This is a genomic window from Sphaerisporangium sp. NPDC049002 (genome assembly GCF_040649355.1).
Taxonomy (GTDB): domain Bacteria; phylum Actinomycetota; class Actinomycetes; order Streptosporangiales; family Streptosporangiaceae; genus Sphaerisporangium.
On the sequence record NZ_JBEZFH010000058.1, the window covers coordinates 21,204 to 36,167 of the forward strand.

Genomic DNA, 14,964 nt, shown 5'->3' on the forward strand with positions numbered 1-14,964 from the left:
ATGGCGGGGCCCTCAGTCACAGGTGGGGCTCGGGGGCTGCTGCGCGTAGAGGCGGCCGCACTGGCGGATCACGACCTGCTGCCCGGCCGGGTTCACGGTGACCAGCAGGATCGGACGGTCGAGGGCGTGCCGCCCGTCGGGGGCGCCGTGCAGCTTCACCAGCCCGCTGTCGCCGTCGACCTCCTCCAGCTTCTCCAGCGCCAGCAGCACGCCTCCCCGTTCGACCACGTCCGGCCGCCCGTCGGCCGTCGAGGGGCCTCCCTGGCCGGAGAACGCCACCTGGGCCGCCCGCATGAGCGCCTCCGCCGCGTCCTGCGCCTGCACCGCGTACTCCTTGGACGGCTGCTGGGTCCCGGCCAGCTTCTGCATGCCGAGCGAGGTGACCAGCGCGTCGAACTTCTGGAAGAAGTCGGTCCTGAACTGCCGGGGCACGGACGCCCAGGCGCTCGGCGACGCCAGCGCGACGTAGGTGACCCGCACGCGGTTGTTGCGGCCGAGTTGCGGCTCGTGGTCGTTGACGTACTGGGTGATGTCGTCGTTGGCCATGACCGTCAGCTGGTGGCACTGCGACTTGGCGATCGCGTCGACGAAGGCCCCGAACTGCGCGGTCCGCCCGGCGTAGTAGACCAGGTCGGGCTTCTCCGGCCGGGTGCACACCTCGGTGACCTTCTCCTCCAGACCGGCCGCGTTGGTGTACCCGACCGACGTCGCCCCCTTGCCGAAGGCGCGGACGAACCTGGCGCCGAGGTCCCTGCTGAACAGGTCGCTCAGCATGGTGTCGGTGAAGACCGCCGCCGTGCGGGCGGGCGGGATGCCCTGCGCGGGGAGGCCCTCGCGCGCCCAGCGCGCGGCCACGGTGGCCAGCAGGCTGTTCGGGGTGGCCAACGGGAAGAAGGAGGGGACGTAGGCGTCGCCGCTCAGGCGGCGTCCGAGATCGTCGAACGTCGCGGTGGTGCTGATCAGCGGGATGGCCTTGCGGGCGAGAAGCTGGATCGCGGTCTGCACCTGCTGCCTGCTCTCACCCAGCCCGACCACGCCGATGACGGTCGGATCGTCCTGGATCCTGCGCAGCGCCTCCTTGGCGACGTCCTCGGCGAAGCGGAAGTCGGCTCCCGCGTTCGCGATGAGGATCCGCATCTGCAGCTTGCTGCCGTCGCCGCTGTTGTCGATCAGCTTGCGCTGCTCCAGGGCGAGGCCGGCGAGCTCGCCGTGGATGTCGGTGATCGGATCGGCGGCGCCGGCCGACGACCTCCCCGTGGTGGTGAGCTTCCCGAAGTAGATCACCGTCGCGTACGGATGGCCGGAGGAGAGGATGGCGCGGTTCTGCTCGTCGATCACCCCGAGCATGCGGGAGAGGTGCGCGTCGAAGACGAAGTCGCCGTCGCCGATGCCGATGCACTCGCCGGTGGAGGCGCGCCAGATGCCGGGGCCGCAGTTGGTGGTGGCCGACGCCAGCACGCGGACGAACGACAGGGAGACCAGCGCCGTCACCACCAGCCACGGCAGGACCGGATGCGCCAGCGCGGGACGCCGCCGCCCGCGGACCGGAACGTTGATCTTCTCAAGGATCGGGGCGTCCTTGGCCTCCATCTCGATCCGCAGCACGCGGTGGGATCCCACGGCGCGGTCCCTGGCCAGCTCCGCGCCCCACCGCTGCCACAGCTCCTCGGTGAGCTCGGGGCGTCCCGCCATCACGGGAGCGCGGACGGCGGAGGGCGTCCCGGAGGACGGGCCCCCGGCGCCGCCCGGGCCGGTCACGACGACGAGCAGCGGGTCGGGCAGGCACGTGGCGGCCCGTACCTCCTCGATGCGCGTGACCAGGCGGGTGACGCCACCGTCCACCAGCAGGACGGGATAGGACGTGCGGGCCCACGCGACCCGCCGCCAGACCTTCCACAGCCGCCGCTCGTACCCCTGCCGGAGATCTTCGAGGAAGGCGTTCACCAGCAGGTGCTCGATGCCCTCGTTGGCCTGGACGGCCTCCTGCCTCTTGCGGTCCTCGGCGGACCCGGCCTCGTACAGGGGGACGGCCTCGGCGCGGCCCCGCGCCTGGAGCAGGCGCACGGCGAACCCCGTGATGTCGTGCGGCTGGTTCCTGCGCTGCCCCGGCATGAGGTAGGGCTGGCGGCGGAACCACATGTAGCGGCGGCGCCCGGCCCAGCTGCGGGACATCAGCAGCACGTGCAGCGACCCGATGACCGGTCCCGCGAGGATCGCGCACACCCCGAACAGGGTGGTGAGCTGGTCGGCCCACCCCGCGCCCAGCAGGGCGGTGGCGGCGGCCCACGCGGGCAGCGGGCCCTCGGAGTAGGCCCGCACGTTGGCCCAGAAGTTCCGCCGATCCTGGCCCGTGCCCGCCCGGATCTGCCTGCGGCGCTGCCGGACGGCCCTCTTCACCCCGTCGTGGAGCCGGTCGGGCTCGTCGTCGGTCACCTGGAGGTCGAGCAGCCACAGCACCTGCGCGAACAGGGGGAACCGCAGGTGCGCCTCACCGGGCGGGGCGACGGCGGCGAGGTCCCGCGTGGCCTGCCGCAGCTGCGTCACCAGCGCGGCGTACGGCGGCGTGTGGCGCTCCCGGACGGGCGGCGCGACCTCCTCCACGTCCAGCGTGGGGCCGAGGTGGGCGAACGGGGTGCCGTCGCACCGCGCTTCCAGGGCCTGGGTGACGGAGGTCGTCGCGGTGTACGGCCCGGTGACCCAGAGGACCGGCACCGGCAGGTCCCCGTTCCGCCAGGTGGGGCGGACGCGCATCTGGTCGAAGACGCGCAGGAACTCGCGGATGCCCTCGTGCCGCCGTCGGTAGCTCTCGTCGGGGTCGTGTTTCGAGATCACACCGATGTCGCCGGGGGGCGGGGAGATCGGCGCCGGGGCGACCGGGTCTCCCGGGAACGGGGAGGAAGGCACTGCTGAGGTCACTTCGGTCTGCTCCGGATCGACAGGGGCTTGTCGGGCTCGCTTTCCGGCGTTCTGAAAGAATGGATATGAGTGGTTTCCACTGGTTTTGGGGATGCCTGATTCCGTGTGGAGTGACCCCCCATGATCGGTCTTTGTGCATATGGGTGGATATGCAGGGCGTCGCTCTGTCCAGCATAGGTCGCAAGGCAAGCCGGCGGGGGTTCGGTCGCCTTATTCGCGGGTGGAACGCTCGCCTTTGATTTCGCGCGTCCGTTATTACCGCAATACCAATGCCGAAATGTCGGCGTATCAGAGGTCGCGGCGCATGCAGGCCCGGGGCCAGCGGTCCAGGCCGTGCGCGGCCTCCTTACGGCGCAGGGCGCGCAGCCCCGGTGTCAGCTCGGCGTCGTCGAGGTACCAGAACCCGCAGCGCTCGTAGTACGGGGCGTTCCACGGCACCCGCGTGAACGTGATCAGGGTGAGGGCGGGAATGCCCTCGTCCTTGGCGTAGGCCGCGGCGTGCTCGATGAGCGAGCGGCCCATGCCGTGACGCGCCGAGGCCGGATGCACGGAGACCTGTTCCAGGTGGAGGCTGCCGTCGATCACATCCGCGATGAGGTAGGCGACCGGCCGGTTGCCGGAGTCGGCCTTCACCCACGCCCGCCCGGCGCGCTGGTAGCCGGCCAGGACGTCGAGGGGGAGGGGCTCGTCGGCGGCGATCGCCGGCATGCCGATGTCGTCGAAGGCCAGCCCGGCCGCACGCTCGATGTCCTGGAGGAGGGAAAGCTCGTCGATGCCGGCCACACGGATGCTCATCGCGTCATTGTCGCCGGAGCGGAGCCCGGTGAACAGTCGTTATCCGTCTCGCGAGATGACCGGCCCTGGCGGGCGTCGCGGGCGGGCGGGCGTGACGGGGGCCTTGCCGAGGGGAAGCGCCGCCCTGTGGGCGGACATTTCCCTTTTTTCATGCTATTGATAAATAAAGACCATTGGGTGGGAGGGAAAATCAGGGCAGGGCCGCCGGGATCCTTGGAGTCGCGCACGGCGATCGAACCGGGAAGGTTGCTCGCCACCTCGACGCAGTGGCCGCCGTTGTCACCGCTGAAGGTTGATTTGCACCACTGCGCCATGCTTAAGTCCATTTGTCCGCTGCTTCCTTTATCACCTTGAGCGAGAGGGACTGTGGGTAGGCCTCGGACCTGATGGCGTCGTAGCGAGTGGTGAGCGATGCGATCACGTTTCGCTCATTCATCGTACGGCCATCCGGAATTGAATCCACATATACCGTATAAGGTGTGCCTCGCTGTTCGGCTATAACAAAACCGGCAAGCAGCCCGGGGATCGCCTCCGCGTCGAAGGGGACGATCTGGATGGTCACCTTCGGGTGCCGGGCGATTTCGAGAAGGTACTCCAGCTGCGCGCGCATCACCTCGGCGCCGCCGATGGGCCGGCGAAGGACTCCCTCGTCGATCAGGCTGAGGATCGCGGGCGGGCTCTCCTGGGACAGGATGTGCCTGCGCTGCATGCGGCCCCTGACCCGCTCCTCCACCTCCTCGGGCGGGCTGCCGGGGGCGCGCGAGAAGACCCGCCTGGCATACGGCTCGATCTGGAAGATGCCGGGGACCAGCAGTGGATCCCATGCCTGGAGCGCCGTCGCCCGGCGCTCCTCGACGGTCCAGTCGCGGAAGTGGTCGGGAACCGGGGGAGGGGGCGGCCAGCCTTCGAGGTGGAGGGTGGCGAGCACCCCGTCGAGGCCGAAGACGGCGTCGCAGCGCTTGGCGAAATCGTCGCTGGGAGTGCGCTTGAGGTTCTCGACGGCGCCGACGAGGCTGCCGGAGAAGCCGATGCGGTGGCCGAGCTGACCCTGGGTGAGCTTCGCGAGAAGGCGGTGGCGCTGGAGCTCGTACGCGAAACGGGCGCGCGCGGATTCCTCAGGGTTGATTTTCGTCATATGCGGCATTTCAAACTCCTCGCTCCGGCCTCCGGGGATGTCGCGGCAGGCGACGACCGTTCCATGTAGGAGACAACTCCTACATGTAGCTATTCGGCTACTCAAGGTAATGGACGTTGACGAATTCGGCCGCTCCTTGTGCGCGAAAGCGCGGGACGCGGCCGGCGGGGCCTTGACTCGCTCGAATCCTCGCGCCGTCAGGGTGTGCGGAGCGTCACCTTTCGAATCCATCGAGACCCCAAGGCCGTCGCGCCATAACAAGAGCGCATCGGCCCAGGTGAGCGGCGTGCGGGGGGCGGGTGCCCCATGTCGGATCTCTCCCCGCGGGGTGCGGAATGATCTCTTAATGACACCAGATCGGCAGAAATGATGACGAGACGGGCGTCAGTCAGTAAGGCTCACAGCTACGCCCCGCGTTCTTTGGGGATTCGGTCATCGGGACGCCAGGCATGGGAGGGCGAGTGTTGGTGCCTCGTTCGAGCCACGGGTTCTCACCGGCCGTGGCGGCGTCCCTGAGCCAGGCCGATCGAGGGCTTCGCGCGCGCATGGGGAACCATCACGCCCTGTTCGACTACTGGCGCTACGCCATGAGCGTGATCTGCGGCGTGGACGCGTTCTACGTGGGGTTCTACCGGGAAGGCCGGAAGATCGTCTACCCGTACACCTTCGACGACACCATCGCCTTCAAGAGGTACATCCCCCCTGAGGTCTTCGGGTACGGGCCGAAGGGGCAGGCCGCGTGGATCCTGGAACACCGCCGCCCGTACACCTTCGCCATGGACACCGGCCTGCTGCTGCATCGCGGCGTATCGTTCGGCGACGAGGAGCGGGTCTCGGCCGACGCCATCACGATCCCGCTGTTCGAGACCAGGACCGGCGTCCCGCAGGTGATCGGCCTCGCGTCCATCCAGACCTACAAGAGCAACGCCTACACCGACGAGCACGTGCGGGCGTTCGAGTGGACGGCGAGGTCCGTCATGACGGTGCTGGCGCGGGAGCGGGAGGACGACCTCAACCGCAGGGAACTGGCGGTTCCCGTGGACGGCGGGGCGGAGAACGACCAGCCCTCGGTCGCCGAGGTGGTCCAGGACGTCTCGGAGCTCCTCGCCGGCCTCCACGCCAGGATCTGCGTGCTCGAAGAGGCCGTCCCGATCGGCGAGCGCGGGCTGGCGCGCCTGGTCGCGGAACTAAGGCAGCAGTGCGAGCAGGGGCAGACCAAGACGATGGACATCATCTCGCGGCCGTCGGTCCACGCCGAGAACCTCCTCAACTCGCTGTCCTCCAAGGAAAGGGAGATCGCCTTTCTGATCGCCCGTGGAGGCATGACGAACAAGGAGATCGCCGCCCGCGTTTTCGTCACCGAATCCACCATCAAAGGACACGTCTCCCGGATATTGCGCAAACTCGGGGTCGAGCAGCGTTCGGGTATCGCGGCGAGGCTGGAGCATTTCTTCGACTAGCGGCACCACCGGCGGGCACGGGAGACGCCCCACCGGACGACCCGGGGATCGGGGCATCGGCCACGTACACGTTTGTTGCCTTCGGGATGCAATAAACGTGCAGCTGCACGTTCGAGGGACGTGCTTGCGGCTTTCCCCGGACCGTATTCGGCTATTCCGTCACCCACGGTTCACAGGAGTTCACCCGCTGAGCGCGGGTAGTACTAAGTACTGGCGCCCACCCGCAGAAAACCCCTCCTAGATGGGTGCGCTTTCGCAGATCCGTACAGATATTGTCCTTATGTCATGAGGGAGGGCATTGCCCGTACCTGGCGGCATTCCAGTGAGCGGCGGTCGCGCGAAGTCGTACGCGGTACGGGCGCAGGCAAGGAGCCGGCTTTGGAGGGGTTGACCATCGCCATCCTCGCGATCATGCTGTTTTCCGGAATCATGTTCTCCTGGAGGAACCGCCAGGAGAGCGACGCGCTGGAGTCCGTCGCCGGCGATTTCCCGCTCACTCCGGAAAGGGCAGCAGAGATCGTGGCGGGGGCCGGTCTGACGACGTGGGAAAGAATGGCGGGGAGAACCGCGAAGGTCGTACCGACCGTGGACGGGCTGCGGTTCGCGTTCGCGTGCAGGGCGGGAGTGATGGAATTCGAGGTGGGAGGCCTGCCGGGCTCGGAGGGCTGCCGGGTGACCGGCCGCGCCGAGCATGTAGCCGGCATCCGGCTTCCCGCGGTGGGAGGCCTCGGCGCGTCCTCCTCCACCAACGTTCTCTCCATGAAGATGGGAATGCCGTGTCACCCGGCGAAGCTGCTCCGGCGCCGCGAGCGGGTGTTCCGCGCTCTCTCGCGGGCGGCGCAGGGGCGGGCCGAGCGCGCCGACGCCGGCGAGGTGAGCCGGCGCTGAGCCTCCTTGAGGTCGTACGTCCGTTTCGTCGCCAGGCGGGGGGTGACGAAACGGACGTACGACGGGATTTCATGGCCGGAGGCCCGTGCGGGAGGTTCAGTCGCGGGTGATGCGGACGTCCACGACCGCGGACCGGCCCGACTCGACGGCGCTCAGCCCGCGTCGCAGGGCGGAGACCAGATCGGCGCGGTCGGTGACGGTCTCGCCGTGGGCGTGGCACGCGCGGGCCACCGCGGCGAGGTCGGGTGGCGCGCTGAAGCGCGTGCCCTCGGCGTCGCCCCGGGCGGCCGAGACCCCCTGCGGGAAGAGCTCGAAGACGGGCAGCCTGCTGGCCCGGTAGCCGTCGTTGTTCAGCACCACCGCCATGATCGGGGCGCTCGCCTCGGCGGCGAGGCACAGCGCCGCCGTCGGCACGCCGAACATGAAGCCGCCGTCGCCGAGCACGGTCACCACCCGGCTCCCCGGTGAGGCCATGCTCACCCCGACCGCCCCGCCGAGCCCCCAGCCGAGACCGGGCGACCCCGTGCCGTACATCGTGGCGGGCCTGCTGCGGTCCAGGACCTCGTGCAGGACGCGGGCGTTGGTCACGGCCTCCTCCACCACCAGGTCGTCCGCGCGCAGCACGTCGTTCAGCGCGCTGACCACCTCATGCGCCGTGATCGGCCCCTCCGCCGGGGCCGCGACCGCGGGGGGAGGGGCCGCCTCCGGCCGCCGGGCGGGGGGCATGGTGCGGCCCGTCTCCTCCAGTCGCTCGACGATCTGGCCGAGCGCGGTGGCGCCGTCGGCCGTCACGGCCACGTCGGCGGGGAACGTCCACATCGGCATGTCGGTCTTCAGCGGGTCGGCGTCGATGTGGACGATCGTGGCGTCGTCCCGTGGCCGGGTGAACCTCGGGATCCACGGCACGTCGGCGTCCACGACGAGGATCAGGTCCGCCTCCTCGACCGCTCGCTGCCCGCCGGCCGCCGTCAGAAGGTTCATCGGATGGGACGTCGAGATGTTGAGGCATCCGCTCTCCGCGAGGTCGACCACCCGGACCCCGGCCAGGTCGGCGAGGCGGGTGACCGACAGGAAGCCCTCGGGACGCCGCCCCGCCTTCGCCGTGATGAGCAGGGGCCGCTCGGCCTCCACCAGCCGCTCGGCGATCCATCGCACGGTGTCGGCGTCGGCCGCCGGAGGGCGCGGGACGGCGTACCCGGTGGTACGGCCGAGGTCGCGCGCGGGCGGGTCCATGAGGACGTCACGGGAGACCATGAGGTACGCCGGGCCCGGCAGGCCACCCGTCGCCACCTGCACGGCGCGGCCGACGGCGCGGGCGAGCATCGTGGGCCGGGTGACCTCCACGACCCACTTGGCGTAGCCGCGGACCGTGCCGGCCTGGTCGGGCACGTCCTGCTGCCAGTGGATCGTGTGCGAGCGCCCGCCGGGGGAGTCCGGCTCCTCGGCGTAGGGGGTCCTGCCCGCGATGACGATCACCCCGGCGCGGTCCCGCAGCGCGTTGTGCATCATGGCGCCGAGGTTCTGCGTGCCCACGTCCACGTGGACGAAGACGCACTGCGGGCGGCGGGTCACCTGCCAGTAGCCGTGCGCCGCCGCGAGGGCCACCGACTCGAAAGAGCAGGTGATGATCTTCGGGATGGCCACCTCCGCCTTGGCGAGCGTGGCGACCGCCTCCTGGAGCGGGGCGGAGTCCGTGCCGGGGTTGAGGAAGAGGTGCTCGACGCCGTGCTGGGCGAGCAGCCAGAGCAGGTGCTCAGCGGTGGTCGCCGGCTGGAACTCGTCCACGCGCGTTCTCCTCGTATATGACGTCATCCGGCCGTAGGTCACGGGAGCGTGAGGATCTCGCTGCCGGTGTCGGTGACGACGATCGTGTGCTCGAACTGGGCGGTGCGCTTGCGATCCTTGGTCACGGCGGTCCAGCCGTCGGCCCAGACGTCGTACTCGATGGTGCCGAGGGTCAGCATGGGCTCGATCGTGAAGGTCATGCCGGGCACCAGCGTCACCGACAGGGACGGGTCGTCGTAGTGCGGCACGATCAGGCCGGAGTGGAACGAGGTGGAGATGCCGTGGCCGGTGAAGTCGCGGACCACGCCATAGCCGAAACGCTTGGCGTACGCCGCGATGACGCGGCCGACGATGTTGAGCTGGCGGCCGGGGGCCACCGCCTTGATCGCGCGCATCATGGCCTCGCGGGTGCGCTCCACGAGCAGCCGCGACTCCTCGTCGACCTCTCCGACCAGGAAGGTCGCGTCGGTGTCGCCGTGGACCCCGCCGATGTAACCGGTGATGTCGATGTTGATGATGTCGCCGTCGTTGAGCACGGTGTCGTCGGGGATGCCGTGGCAGATCACCTCGTTGAGCGAGGTGCACAGCGACTTGGGATAACCCCGGTAGCCGAGCGTGGAGGGGTAGGCGCCGTGGTCGCACAGGAACTCGTGGCCGATGCGGTCGAGCTCGTCGGTCGTCACGCCGGGGGCGACGTGCCTGCCGACCTCCTCCAGCGCCTGGGCGGCGATGCGCCCGGCGACGCGCATGCGCTCGATCGTCTCGGGCGTCTGGACGTCGGACTCGCCCCTGCGGGGCTCCTTGCGGCCGACATACTCCGGGCGCTCGATGTGGGCGGGAACCTTGCGTGGGGGCGAGAGCCGTCCGGGCCGGAGCAGTGTCGTCATGCGCCAAGTCTAGTTCGGCTCCAAGGGGGCAGGATCTGCCCTGAGAGCGAGCACGGCGGGCGTTTCGGGCGTCATGCTGGAGGCCGCCGGGCGAGGAGGGCAAATGAGTGATGACCAGTGGTGGTTCTGCCTGAAGCACATGGCGGTCGAGCCCGACAAGGGCTGCCCCAACAAAGACCGTCTCGGGCCCTATCCCACGCGCGACGAGGCGGCGGCGGCGTTGCGGACGGCCGCCGCGCGCAACAAGGCCTGGCGGGAAGAGGACAAGGAGTGGGACGGCGACTAGCGTCCCGCCGACGAGCCGTCCGGGAACTGCCGGCGCCTCCACGGCCGCGTGGTGGCGAGCCGCCAGAGGGCCATCAGCCCGATGCCGCTCCAGATGAGGTTCAGCACCGCCGAAGGCCACGCGAAGTGGACGGCCGAGTTGACCATGAGCGCGACCGCGCCGCCCAGGTTGATGACCTGGTACGCCAGGCTGTCACCGGACATCTTGCGCATCGACAGCATGGCGTAGGCGTAAAGGAGCGCCCCGGCGCCGAGCATGCCCAGGATTTCGAGAACAAGAAACACGGCCTCAGGCCCTACTTAACAGGATTGATCGCCCTAAATTAGGACGCATGCGCCTAGGAGTGTACACATCTGCATAAGTCAGGCGTATGACCGTAAAGCGCAAGTTAAACCACCTTAATCTATGCGGAAGCTGGTCTGTACGGAGGGATGACGCACGCACGGCCCCGGCTCCGCGACGCCGGCGGTCGTCGCGCGGAGCCCCCGTGACCCCCTCGGTTCTCACGCTACGCCGATACTCGGGGCGGCCCCTGGGGCTCCGGAGCAGGCATGCGACGCGGGGGGTCAGGGTTCAGAAGCGAGCGGAAGCCCGTCCCATCCTGGTGAACGTATTGCCCACGATGATCCGGAAGATCGGCCTCAGTCGGCGACCTGGGGGCCGGTGATGCGCTCGGCGAGCCGGGCCAGCCGGTCGAGCAGCCTGGTGCGTGAGCGCGGGCTCTCGCCGGCGGCCATGCTCACCAGGTGCTGGGCGGCGTCGAAGGTGAACAGGCCGTCCCCGGCCGGGACCGCGAGCGCGTCGTGGGCCAGGCCCTCCAGCTCGGGGTCGCCGCCGTCGAGGGCGAGGATCGTCGCCCCCGTGCGCCGCGCGTCGTCGACGCGTTCGAGCAGCGGCACCGGGGCCTTGCGCTCGGAGACGACGAACAGGGTCTCGCCCCGCCGCGCCGCCTCGATGCGGTCGATGCCCACCGCGAGGTGCGGCGGGGCGCCGGGCGGCGGGGACCAGCGGACGAGCGTGGGCGCGAGCTGCGCGAGCCCGGAGACGCGGGCCTCGTCACCGAGGTGCGCGGCCAGATGCCACGGCTCCTCGTCGGGCGTGCCGACGACGAGCAGGCCTCCGGGGGTGCGGGTCGAGCGCAGGGAGAGCGCGAGCTCGCGGGTGCGCTCCACCCACCCGCTCGTGGAGAGCACCTCGCGGAGGAATGCCACCGACGCAGCGTCCATGGGTCCATGGTGCATCACCGCCCCCGCCGCCGTCCTGAGAAGAATCACCTGGCATGATCTGGAGAAATCACGGGCGAGTAAGGAGACGAGCGAGATCATGAGCGATGAGCTCCGGGATGTCAGCGGCCTGTCGATCGGGATCCTCGGCGGCACAGGCGATCAGGGCAAGGGCCTGGCCCGCAGGTTCGCGCTGGCGGGGCACCCCGTGGTGATCGGGTCGCGGAGCGCCTCGCGCGCCCAGGAGGCGGCCGACAGCCTCGGGCCCGGCCTTCCCGTGCGCGGCGCCGACAACGCCGCGGCCGCCTCCGAGGCCGACCTCGTGATCGTGGCGGTGCCGTACGACGGGCACAAGCCCCTCCTTGAGTCGCTGCGCTCCGAGCTGACCGGCAAGATCGTCGTCGACTGCGTGAACCCCCTCGGCTTCGACAAGCAGGGCGCCTTCGCGCTGAAGGTGGAAGAGGGCAGCGCCGCCCAGCAGGCGGCGGCCGTCCTCCCCGGCAGCCGCGTCGTCGGCGCCTTCCACCACGTCTCCGCCGTCCTGCTGCTCGACCCCGATGTCGCCGAGGTCGACCTCGACGTGCTCGTGCTCGGCGACGACCGCGAGGCCACCGACACCGTACGGGCGCTGGCGGCGCGGATCCCCGGCGTGCGGGGCGTGTACGGCGGGAGGCTCCGCAACGCCCACCAGGTCGAGGCCTTCACCGCCAACCTCATCTCCATCAACCGCCGCTACAAGGCCCACGCCGGGCTCCGCGTCACCGACGTCTGAGCCCTGTCCCGGATGGAGGGGCCCGATGATCGGGTCCTTCCGGTGGCGTTCACCCGGGGGTCACGGGACGGACGCGCGAACGACGGGCAAGACGTCCCGCGTCGGCCGGATCCTGGCCGTCGACATCCGTACCGGCAGGCCCACTGCCGAGTACGCCTACCCCTTCGAGGACGTGGCCACCTTCGACCCGGAGGAGTCCACGGATCGAACAGATCTGACAAAGTGCCCTCATTGTGGTCATCCTTGACGACATGAGTTCCCTGCACCCGGACACGCGGGCCGTCCACCTGCCCAAGGCGCCTCTGAACGGCAGTACGCCGATGACGACCCCCCTGTACCAGACCTCCGGATTCGTCTTCGACGACCCGGCCGTCTTCGCCGACGGCATGGGCCGCCCCGACGGCGCCTTCGTCTACGGGCGCCACAGCAACCCCACGGTGCGCTCTCTGGAAGAGGCCGTCGCCGGCCTTGAGGGGGGAGTGGCCGCCGTCGCCACAGGCTCGGGCATGGGCGCGATCAACTGCGTGCTGCTCGGGCTGCTCAAGCCCGGCGACCACCTGATCGCCCAGACCGCGCTCTACGGGGGGACCGCCGCGACGATCGCCGACCTGGTCGGCCGGTTCGGGATCTCGGTGACCTACGTGCCCGAGGACGACCCCTCCGCGGTGCGTGAGGCCGTACGTCCGGAGACCAAGCTGCTCTACCTTGAGACCATCGCCAACCCGATGACCCAGGTGGCCGACCTTCCCGGCATGTGCGCCGCCGCCCGCGAGGCGGGCCTTCTCTCCGTGGTGGACAACACCTTCGCCTCGCCGGTCCTGTGCCGCCCGCTGGAACACGGCGCCGACATCGTGGTCCACTCCACGACGAAGTACCTGAGCGGTCACAGCGACGTGGTCGGCGGCATCGTGGTCTTCGCCGACGACGCCCTGTACCGCAAGGTCTGGTCGTTCTCCACGAAGCTCGGCGCCACTCCCGACCCCTTCGCCGCCTGGCTGACGCTGCGCGGCATGCAGACGCTCCCCCTGCGCATGGCGCGGCACTGCGACAACACCCGCCTGCTCGCCGGCCGCCTGGCCGAGCACCCCGCGGTCACCGCCGTCCACTGGCCGGGACTGCCCGGACACCCCTCCTACGAGCTCGCGGCCAAGCTCCTGCCCGACTTCGGGGGCGTCTTCTCCTTCGACCTGACCGGTGGTCGCGCGGCCGGCGAGAGGTTCATGAGCTCGGTACGGCTGGCGCTACTCGCCCCGTCGCTGGGCGGGGTCGAGACGCTGATCCTGCACCCGGCCACGACCTCGCATCGCACGCTGAGCGCCGAAGAGCTGAGCCGATCGGGGATCGGCGAGGGCACCGTACGCGTCTCGGTCGGCATCGAGCACCCCGAGGACCTGTGGGCCGACTTCGTCCAGGCCCTCGGCCAGTAGGAGCGACCAGATGACCGTGACACGCGAGGACATCGAGCGGGCCGCCGCCAGGATCGCCGGCCGCGTCCGCCGCACACCGGTGATGGAGGGGGAACCCGGGCTCCTGCTCAAGCTGGAAGGGCTCCAGCACGCGGGGTCGTTCAAGGTCAGAGGAGCCTTCAACCGCATCCTTTCCGCCGGCCGGCTGCCCGCGTCGGGCGTCATCGCGGCGAGCGGGGGCAACCACGGGGTGGCGGTCGCGTACGCGGCCCGCGTGCTCGGCGTCCGGGCGGAGATCTTCGTGCCCGAGATCTGCGCCCCGATCAAGGTCGCCGGCCTCCGGGCACTCGGCGCCCATGTCACCCAGACCGGCGCGATCTTCGCCGAGGCGTACGAGGCGTCGGCCAAGCGGGCGGCCGACACCGGCGCCCTGGACATCCACGCCTACGACCAGGCCGAGGTGGTGGCGGGGCAGGGCACGGTCGGCCTGGAGATCCTCGAACAGGCCCGCGCGGCCGGGGGCATCGACACCATTCTGGTCGCGGTGGGCGGCGGCGGGCTGGTCGGGGGCATCGTGGCGGCGGTGGCCGGCGCGGCCAGGGTCGTCGCCGTGGAGCCCGAGCGCATCCCGACGCTGCACGAGGCCCTCGCGCGGGGCGGCGGTCCGGTCCAGGTGGAGGTGAGCGGGGTCGCCGCCGACGCGCTGGGAGCCAGCAGGATCGGGCGCATCGGCCTCGACATCGTGAGGGAGGCGGGCGTGCGGGCGGTCCTGGTCGGCGACGACGCGATCGTCCGGGCACGCGAGGAGCTGTGGCGCGACCACCGCATCGCGGCCGAGCACGCGGGAGCCACCGCCCTCGCGGCCCTGCGGTCGGGCGCGTACGTCCCAGAACCGGGGGAGAGGGTCGCCGTCCTCGTCTGCGGCGCCAACACCGACCCGGCGACCCTCGTGGCAAGTCCCCGGCCGGCGTTCGATTAGCAGCGCTATAATGCGGCGACCTCCTGGTGAAGGTGCGCAGGAAGTGCGGGACCGCAATCGACTAGCGACCATCGGGGCCGAACCGGGCGGCATCGGTGAGGTTCCCCAAGTAATCCGGCAGAGCGGTCAAATGGTTGCCGCCCAGGTTGAGCCGTTTGAGGGCGGTGAGGTTTCCCAGCGACTTGGGTAGAGCGGTCAAATGGTTACGGTTCAGGTCGAGTCGTTTGAGGGCGGTGAGGTTTCCCAGTGACTCGGGTAGAGCGGTCAAATGGTTGCGCTTCAGGTCGAGTCGTTTGAGGGCGGTGAGGTTTCCCAGTGACTCGGGTAGAGCGGTCAAATGGTTACGGTTCAGGTCGAGTCGTTTGAGGGCGGTGAGGTTTCCCAGCGACTTGGGCAGGGCGGTCAAATGGTTGCGCTTCAGGTCGAGTCGTT

At 69.9% G+C, this 14,964-nt stretch carries 15 protein-coding genes; 6 read left to right on the plus strand and 9 right to left on the minus strand.

Annotated elements, in window-relative coordinates; genetic code table 11:
- Positions 1-12 precede the first annotated feature (12 nt).
- The 4 genes from AB0B89_RS14590 to AB0B89_RS14605 all read right to left on the minus strand — a co-directional run bounded on the left by AB0B89_RS14590 (position 13) and on the right by AB0B89_RS14605 (position 4,846).
- Positions 13-2,916 carry an ABC transporter substrate-binding protein gene (locus tag AB0B89_RS14590; RefSeq protein ID WP_358552365.1) on the minus strand — a complete coding sequence of 968 codons (2,904 nt, stop codon included), beginning with the start codon at positions 2,914-2,916 and terminating at the stop codon, positions 13-15.
- Positions 2,917-3,204: 288 nt separating this feature from the next.
- Positions 3,205-3,711: a GNAT family N-acetyltransferase gene (locus tag AB0B89_RS14595; protein WP_358552367.1), complete on the minus strand. Its 507-nt coding sequence runs from the start codon at positions 3,709-3,711 to the stop codon at positions 3,205-3,207.
- Positions 3,708-4,037, minus strand: coding sequence for a DUF397 domain-containing protein (locus tag AB0B89_RS14600; RefSeq protein WP_358552369.1), 330 nt, complete (start codon positions 4,035-4,037; stop codon positions 3,708-3,710). Before AB0B89_RS14600 ends, AB0B89_RS14595 begins: the two co-directional genes overlap by 4 nt.
- Positions 4,028-4,846, minus strand: coding sequence for a helix-turn-helix transcriptional regulator (locus AB0B89_RS14605; protein ID WP_358552371.1), 819 nt, complete (start codon positions 4,844-4,846; stop codon positions 4,028-4,030). The genes AB0B89_RS14600 and AB0B89_RS14605 overlap by 10 nt, the downstream gene beginning before the upstream one ends.
- 467 nt (positions 4,847-5,313) lie before the next feature.
- On the opposite strand from AB0B89_RS14605, the gene AB0B89_RS14610 reads away from it, so the two are divergent.
- Positions 5,314-6,306, plus strand: coding sequence for a LuxR C-terminal-related transcriptional regulator (locus AB0B89_RS14610; protein ID WP_358552373.1), 993 nt, complete (start codon positions 5,314-5,316; stop codon positions 6,304-6,306).
- 378 nt (positions 6,307-6,684) lie between these two features.
- A complete protein-coding gene (locus AB0B89_RS14615; RefSeq protein WP_358552375.1) occupies positions 6,685-7,194 on the plus strand; it encodes a hypothetical protein in 510 nt (169 codons plus the stop codon).
- A 96-nt stretch (positions 7,195-7,290) separates the two neighbouring features.
- Here AB0B89_RS14615 and AB0B89_RS14620 read toward each other — a convergent pair whose 3' ends face one another.
- Together AB0B89_RS14620 and map are read right to left on the minus strand one after the other, a co-directional pair.
- Complete coding sequence (locus tag AB0B89_RS14620) at positions 7,291-8,979, minus strand: thiamine pyrophosphate-requiring protein (RefSeq protein WP_358552377.1); 1,689 nt, start codon at positions 8,977-8,979, stop codon at positions 7,291-7,293.
- A 38-nt stretch (positions 8,980-9,017) separates the two neighbouring features.
- Complete coding sequence (gene map / locus AB0B89_RS14625) at positions 9,018-9,866, minus strand: type I methionyl aminopeptidase (RefSeq protein WP_358552379.1); 849 nt, start codon at positions 9,864-9,866, stop codon at positions 9,018-9,020.
- Between the two features lie 103 nt (positions 9,867-9,969).
- Between map and AB0B89_RS14630 the strand changes: the two genes are divergently transcribed.
- Positions 9,970-10,152, plus strand: a complete 183-nt coding sequence (locus AB0B89_RS14630; protein WP_358552381.1) for a hypothetical protein — start codon at positions 9,970-9,972, stop codon at positions 10,150-10,152.
- Here AB0B89_RS14630 and AB0B89_RS14635 read toward each other — a convergent pair.
- Both AB0B89_RS14635 and AB0B89_RS14640 read right to left on the minus strand, forming a co-directional pair.
- Entirely contained in the window at positions 10,149-10,436 is a 288-nt protein-coding gene (locus AB0B89_RS14635) for a hypothetical protein (RefSeq protein ID WP_358552383.1), read from the minus strand. The genes AB0B89_RS14630 and AB0B89_RS14635 overlap by 4 nt on opposite strands.
- A gap of 357 nt (positions 10,437-10,793) precedes the next feature.
- Positions 10,794-11,378, minus strand: a complete 585-nt coding sequence (locus AB0B89_RS14640) for a hypothetical protein (RefSeq protein WP_358552385.1) — start codon at positions 11,376-11,378, stop codon at positions 10,794-10,796.
- A gap of 97 nt (positions 11,379-11,475) precedes the next feature.
- On the opposite strand from AB0B89_RS14640, the gene npdG reads away from it, so the two are divergent.
- The 3 genes from npdG (at position 11,476) to AB0B89_RS14655 (ending at position 14,532) form a co-directional block, all read left to right on the plus strand.
- Positions 11,476-12,147, plus strand: a complete 672-nt coding sequence (gene npdG / locus AB0B89_RS14645; RefSeq protein WP_358552387.1) for an NADPH-dependent F420 reductase — start codon at positions 11,476-11,478, stop codon at positions 12,145-12,147.
- A 251-nt stretch (positions 12,148-12,398) separates the two neighbouring features.
- Positions 12,399-13,574 (plus strand): aminotransferase class I/II-fold pyridoxal phosphate-dependent enzyme, encoded by a 1,176-nt coding sequence (locus AB0B89_RS14650; protein WP_358552389.1) that lies wholly within the window; start codon positions 12,399-12,401, stop codon positions 13,572-13,574.
- Positions 13,575-13,584: 10 nt separating this feature from the next.
- Positions 13,585-14,532 carry a threonine/serine dehydratase gene (locus AB0B89_RS14655; protein ID WP_358552391.1) on the plus strand — a complete coding sequence of 316 codons (948 nt, stop codon included), beginning with the start codon at positions 13,585-13,587 and terminating at the stop codon, positions 14,530-14,532.
- Positions 14,533-14,593: 61 nt separating this feature from the next.
- Here the strand turns inward: AB0B89_RS14655 and AB0B89_RS14660 are convergent.
- Positions 14,594-14,964, minus strand: a 371-nt coding sequence (locus tag AB0B89_RS14660) for a leucine-rich repeat domain-containing protein (RefSeq protein WP_358552393.1), incomplete at its 5' end; no start/stop codon positions are given.

Excerpts from the sequence above, each read along its gene's own strand:
- AB0B89_RS14595 (WP_358552367.1), bottom strand. The coding sequence starts at position 3,711 with ATGAGCATCCGTGTGGCCGGCATCGACGAGCTTTCCCTCCTCCAGGAC.
- AB0B89_RS14600 (WP_358552369.1), bottom strand. The coding sequence starts at position 4,037 with ATGGACTTAAGCATGGCGCAGTGGTGCAAATCAACCTTCAGCGGTGAC.
- AB0B89_RS14605 (WP_358552371.1), bottom strand. The coding sequence starts at position 4,846 with ATGACGAAAATCAACCCTGAGGAATCCGCGCGCGCCCGTTTCGCGTAC.
- map (WP_358552379.1), bottom strand. The coding sequence starts at position 9,866 with ATGACGACACTGCTCCGGCCCGGACGGCTCTCGCCCCCACGCAAGGTT.
- AB0B89_RS14630 (WP_358552381.1), top strand. The coding sequence starts at position 9,970 with ATGAGTGATGACCAGTGGTGGTTCTGCCTGAAGCACATGGCGGTCGAG.
- AB0B89_RS14640 (WP_358552385.1), bottom strand. The coding sequence starts at position 11,378 with ATGGACGCTGCGTCGGTGGCATTCCTCCGCGAGGTGCTCTCCACGAGC.
- npdG (WP_358552387.1), top strand. The coding sequence starts at position 11,476 with ATGAGCGATGAGCTCCGGGATGTCAGCGGCCTGTCGATCGGGATCCTC.
- AB0B89_RS14650 (WP_358552389.1), top strand. The coding sequence starts at position 12,399 with ATGAGTTCCCTGCACCCGGACACGCGGGCCGTCCACCTGCCCAAGGCG.
- AB0B89_RS14655 (WP_358552391.1), top strand. The coding sequence starts at position 13,585 with ATGACCGTGACACGCGAGGACATCGAGCGGGCCGCCGCCAGGATCGCC.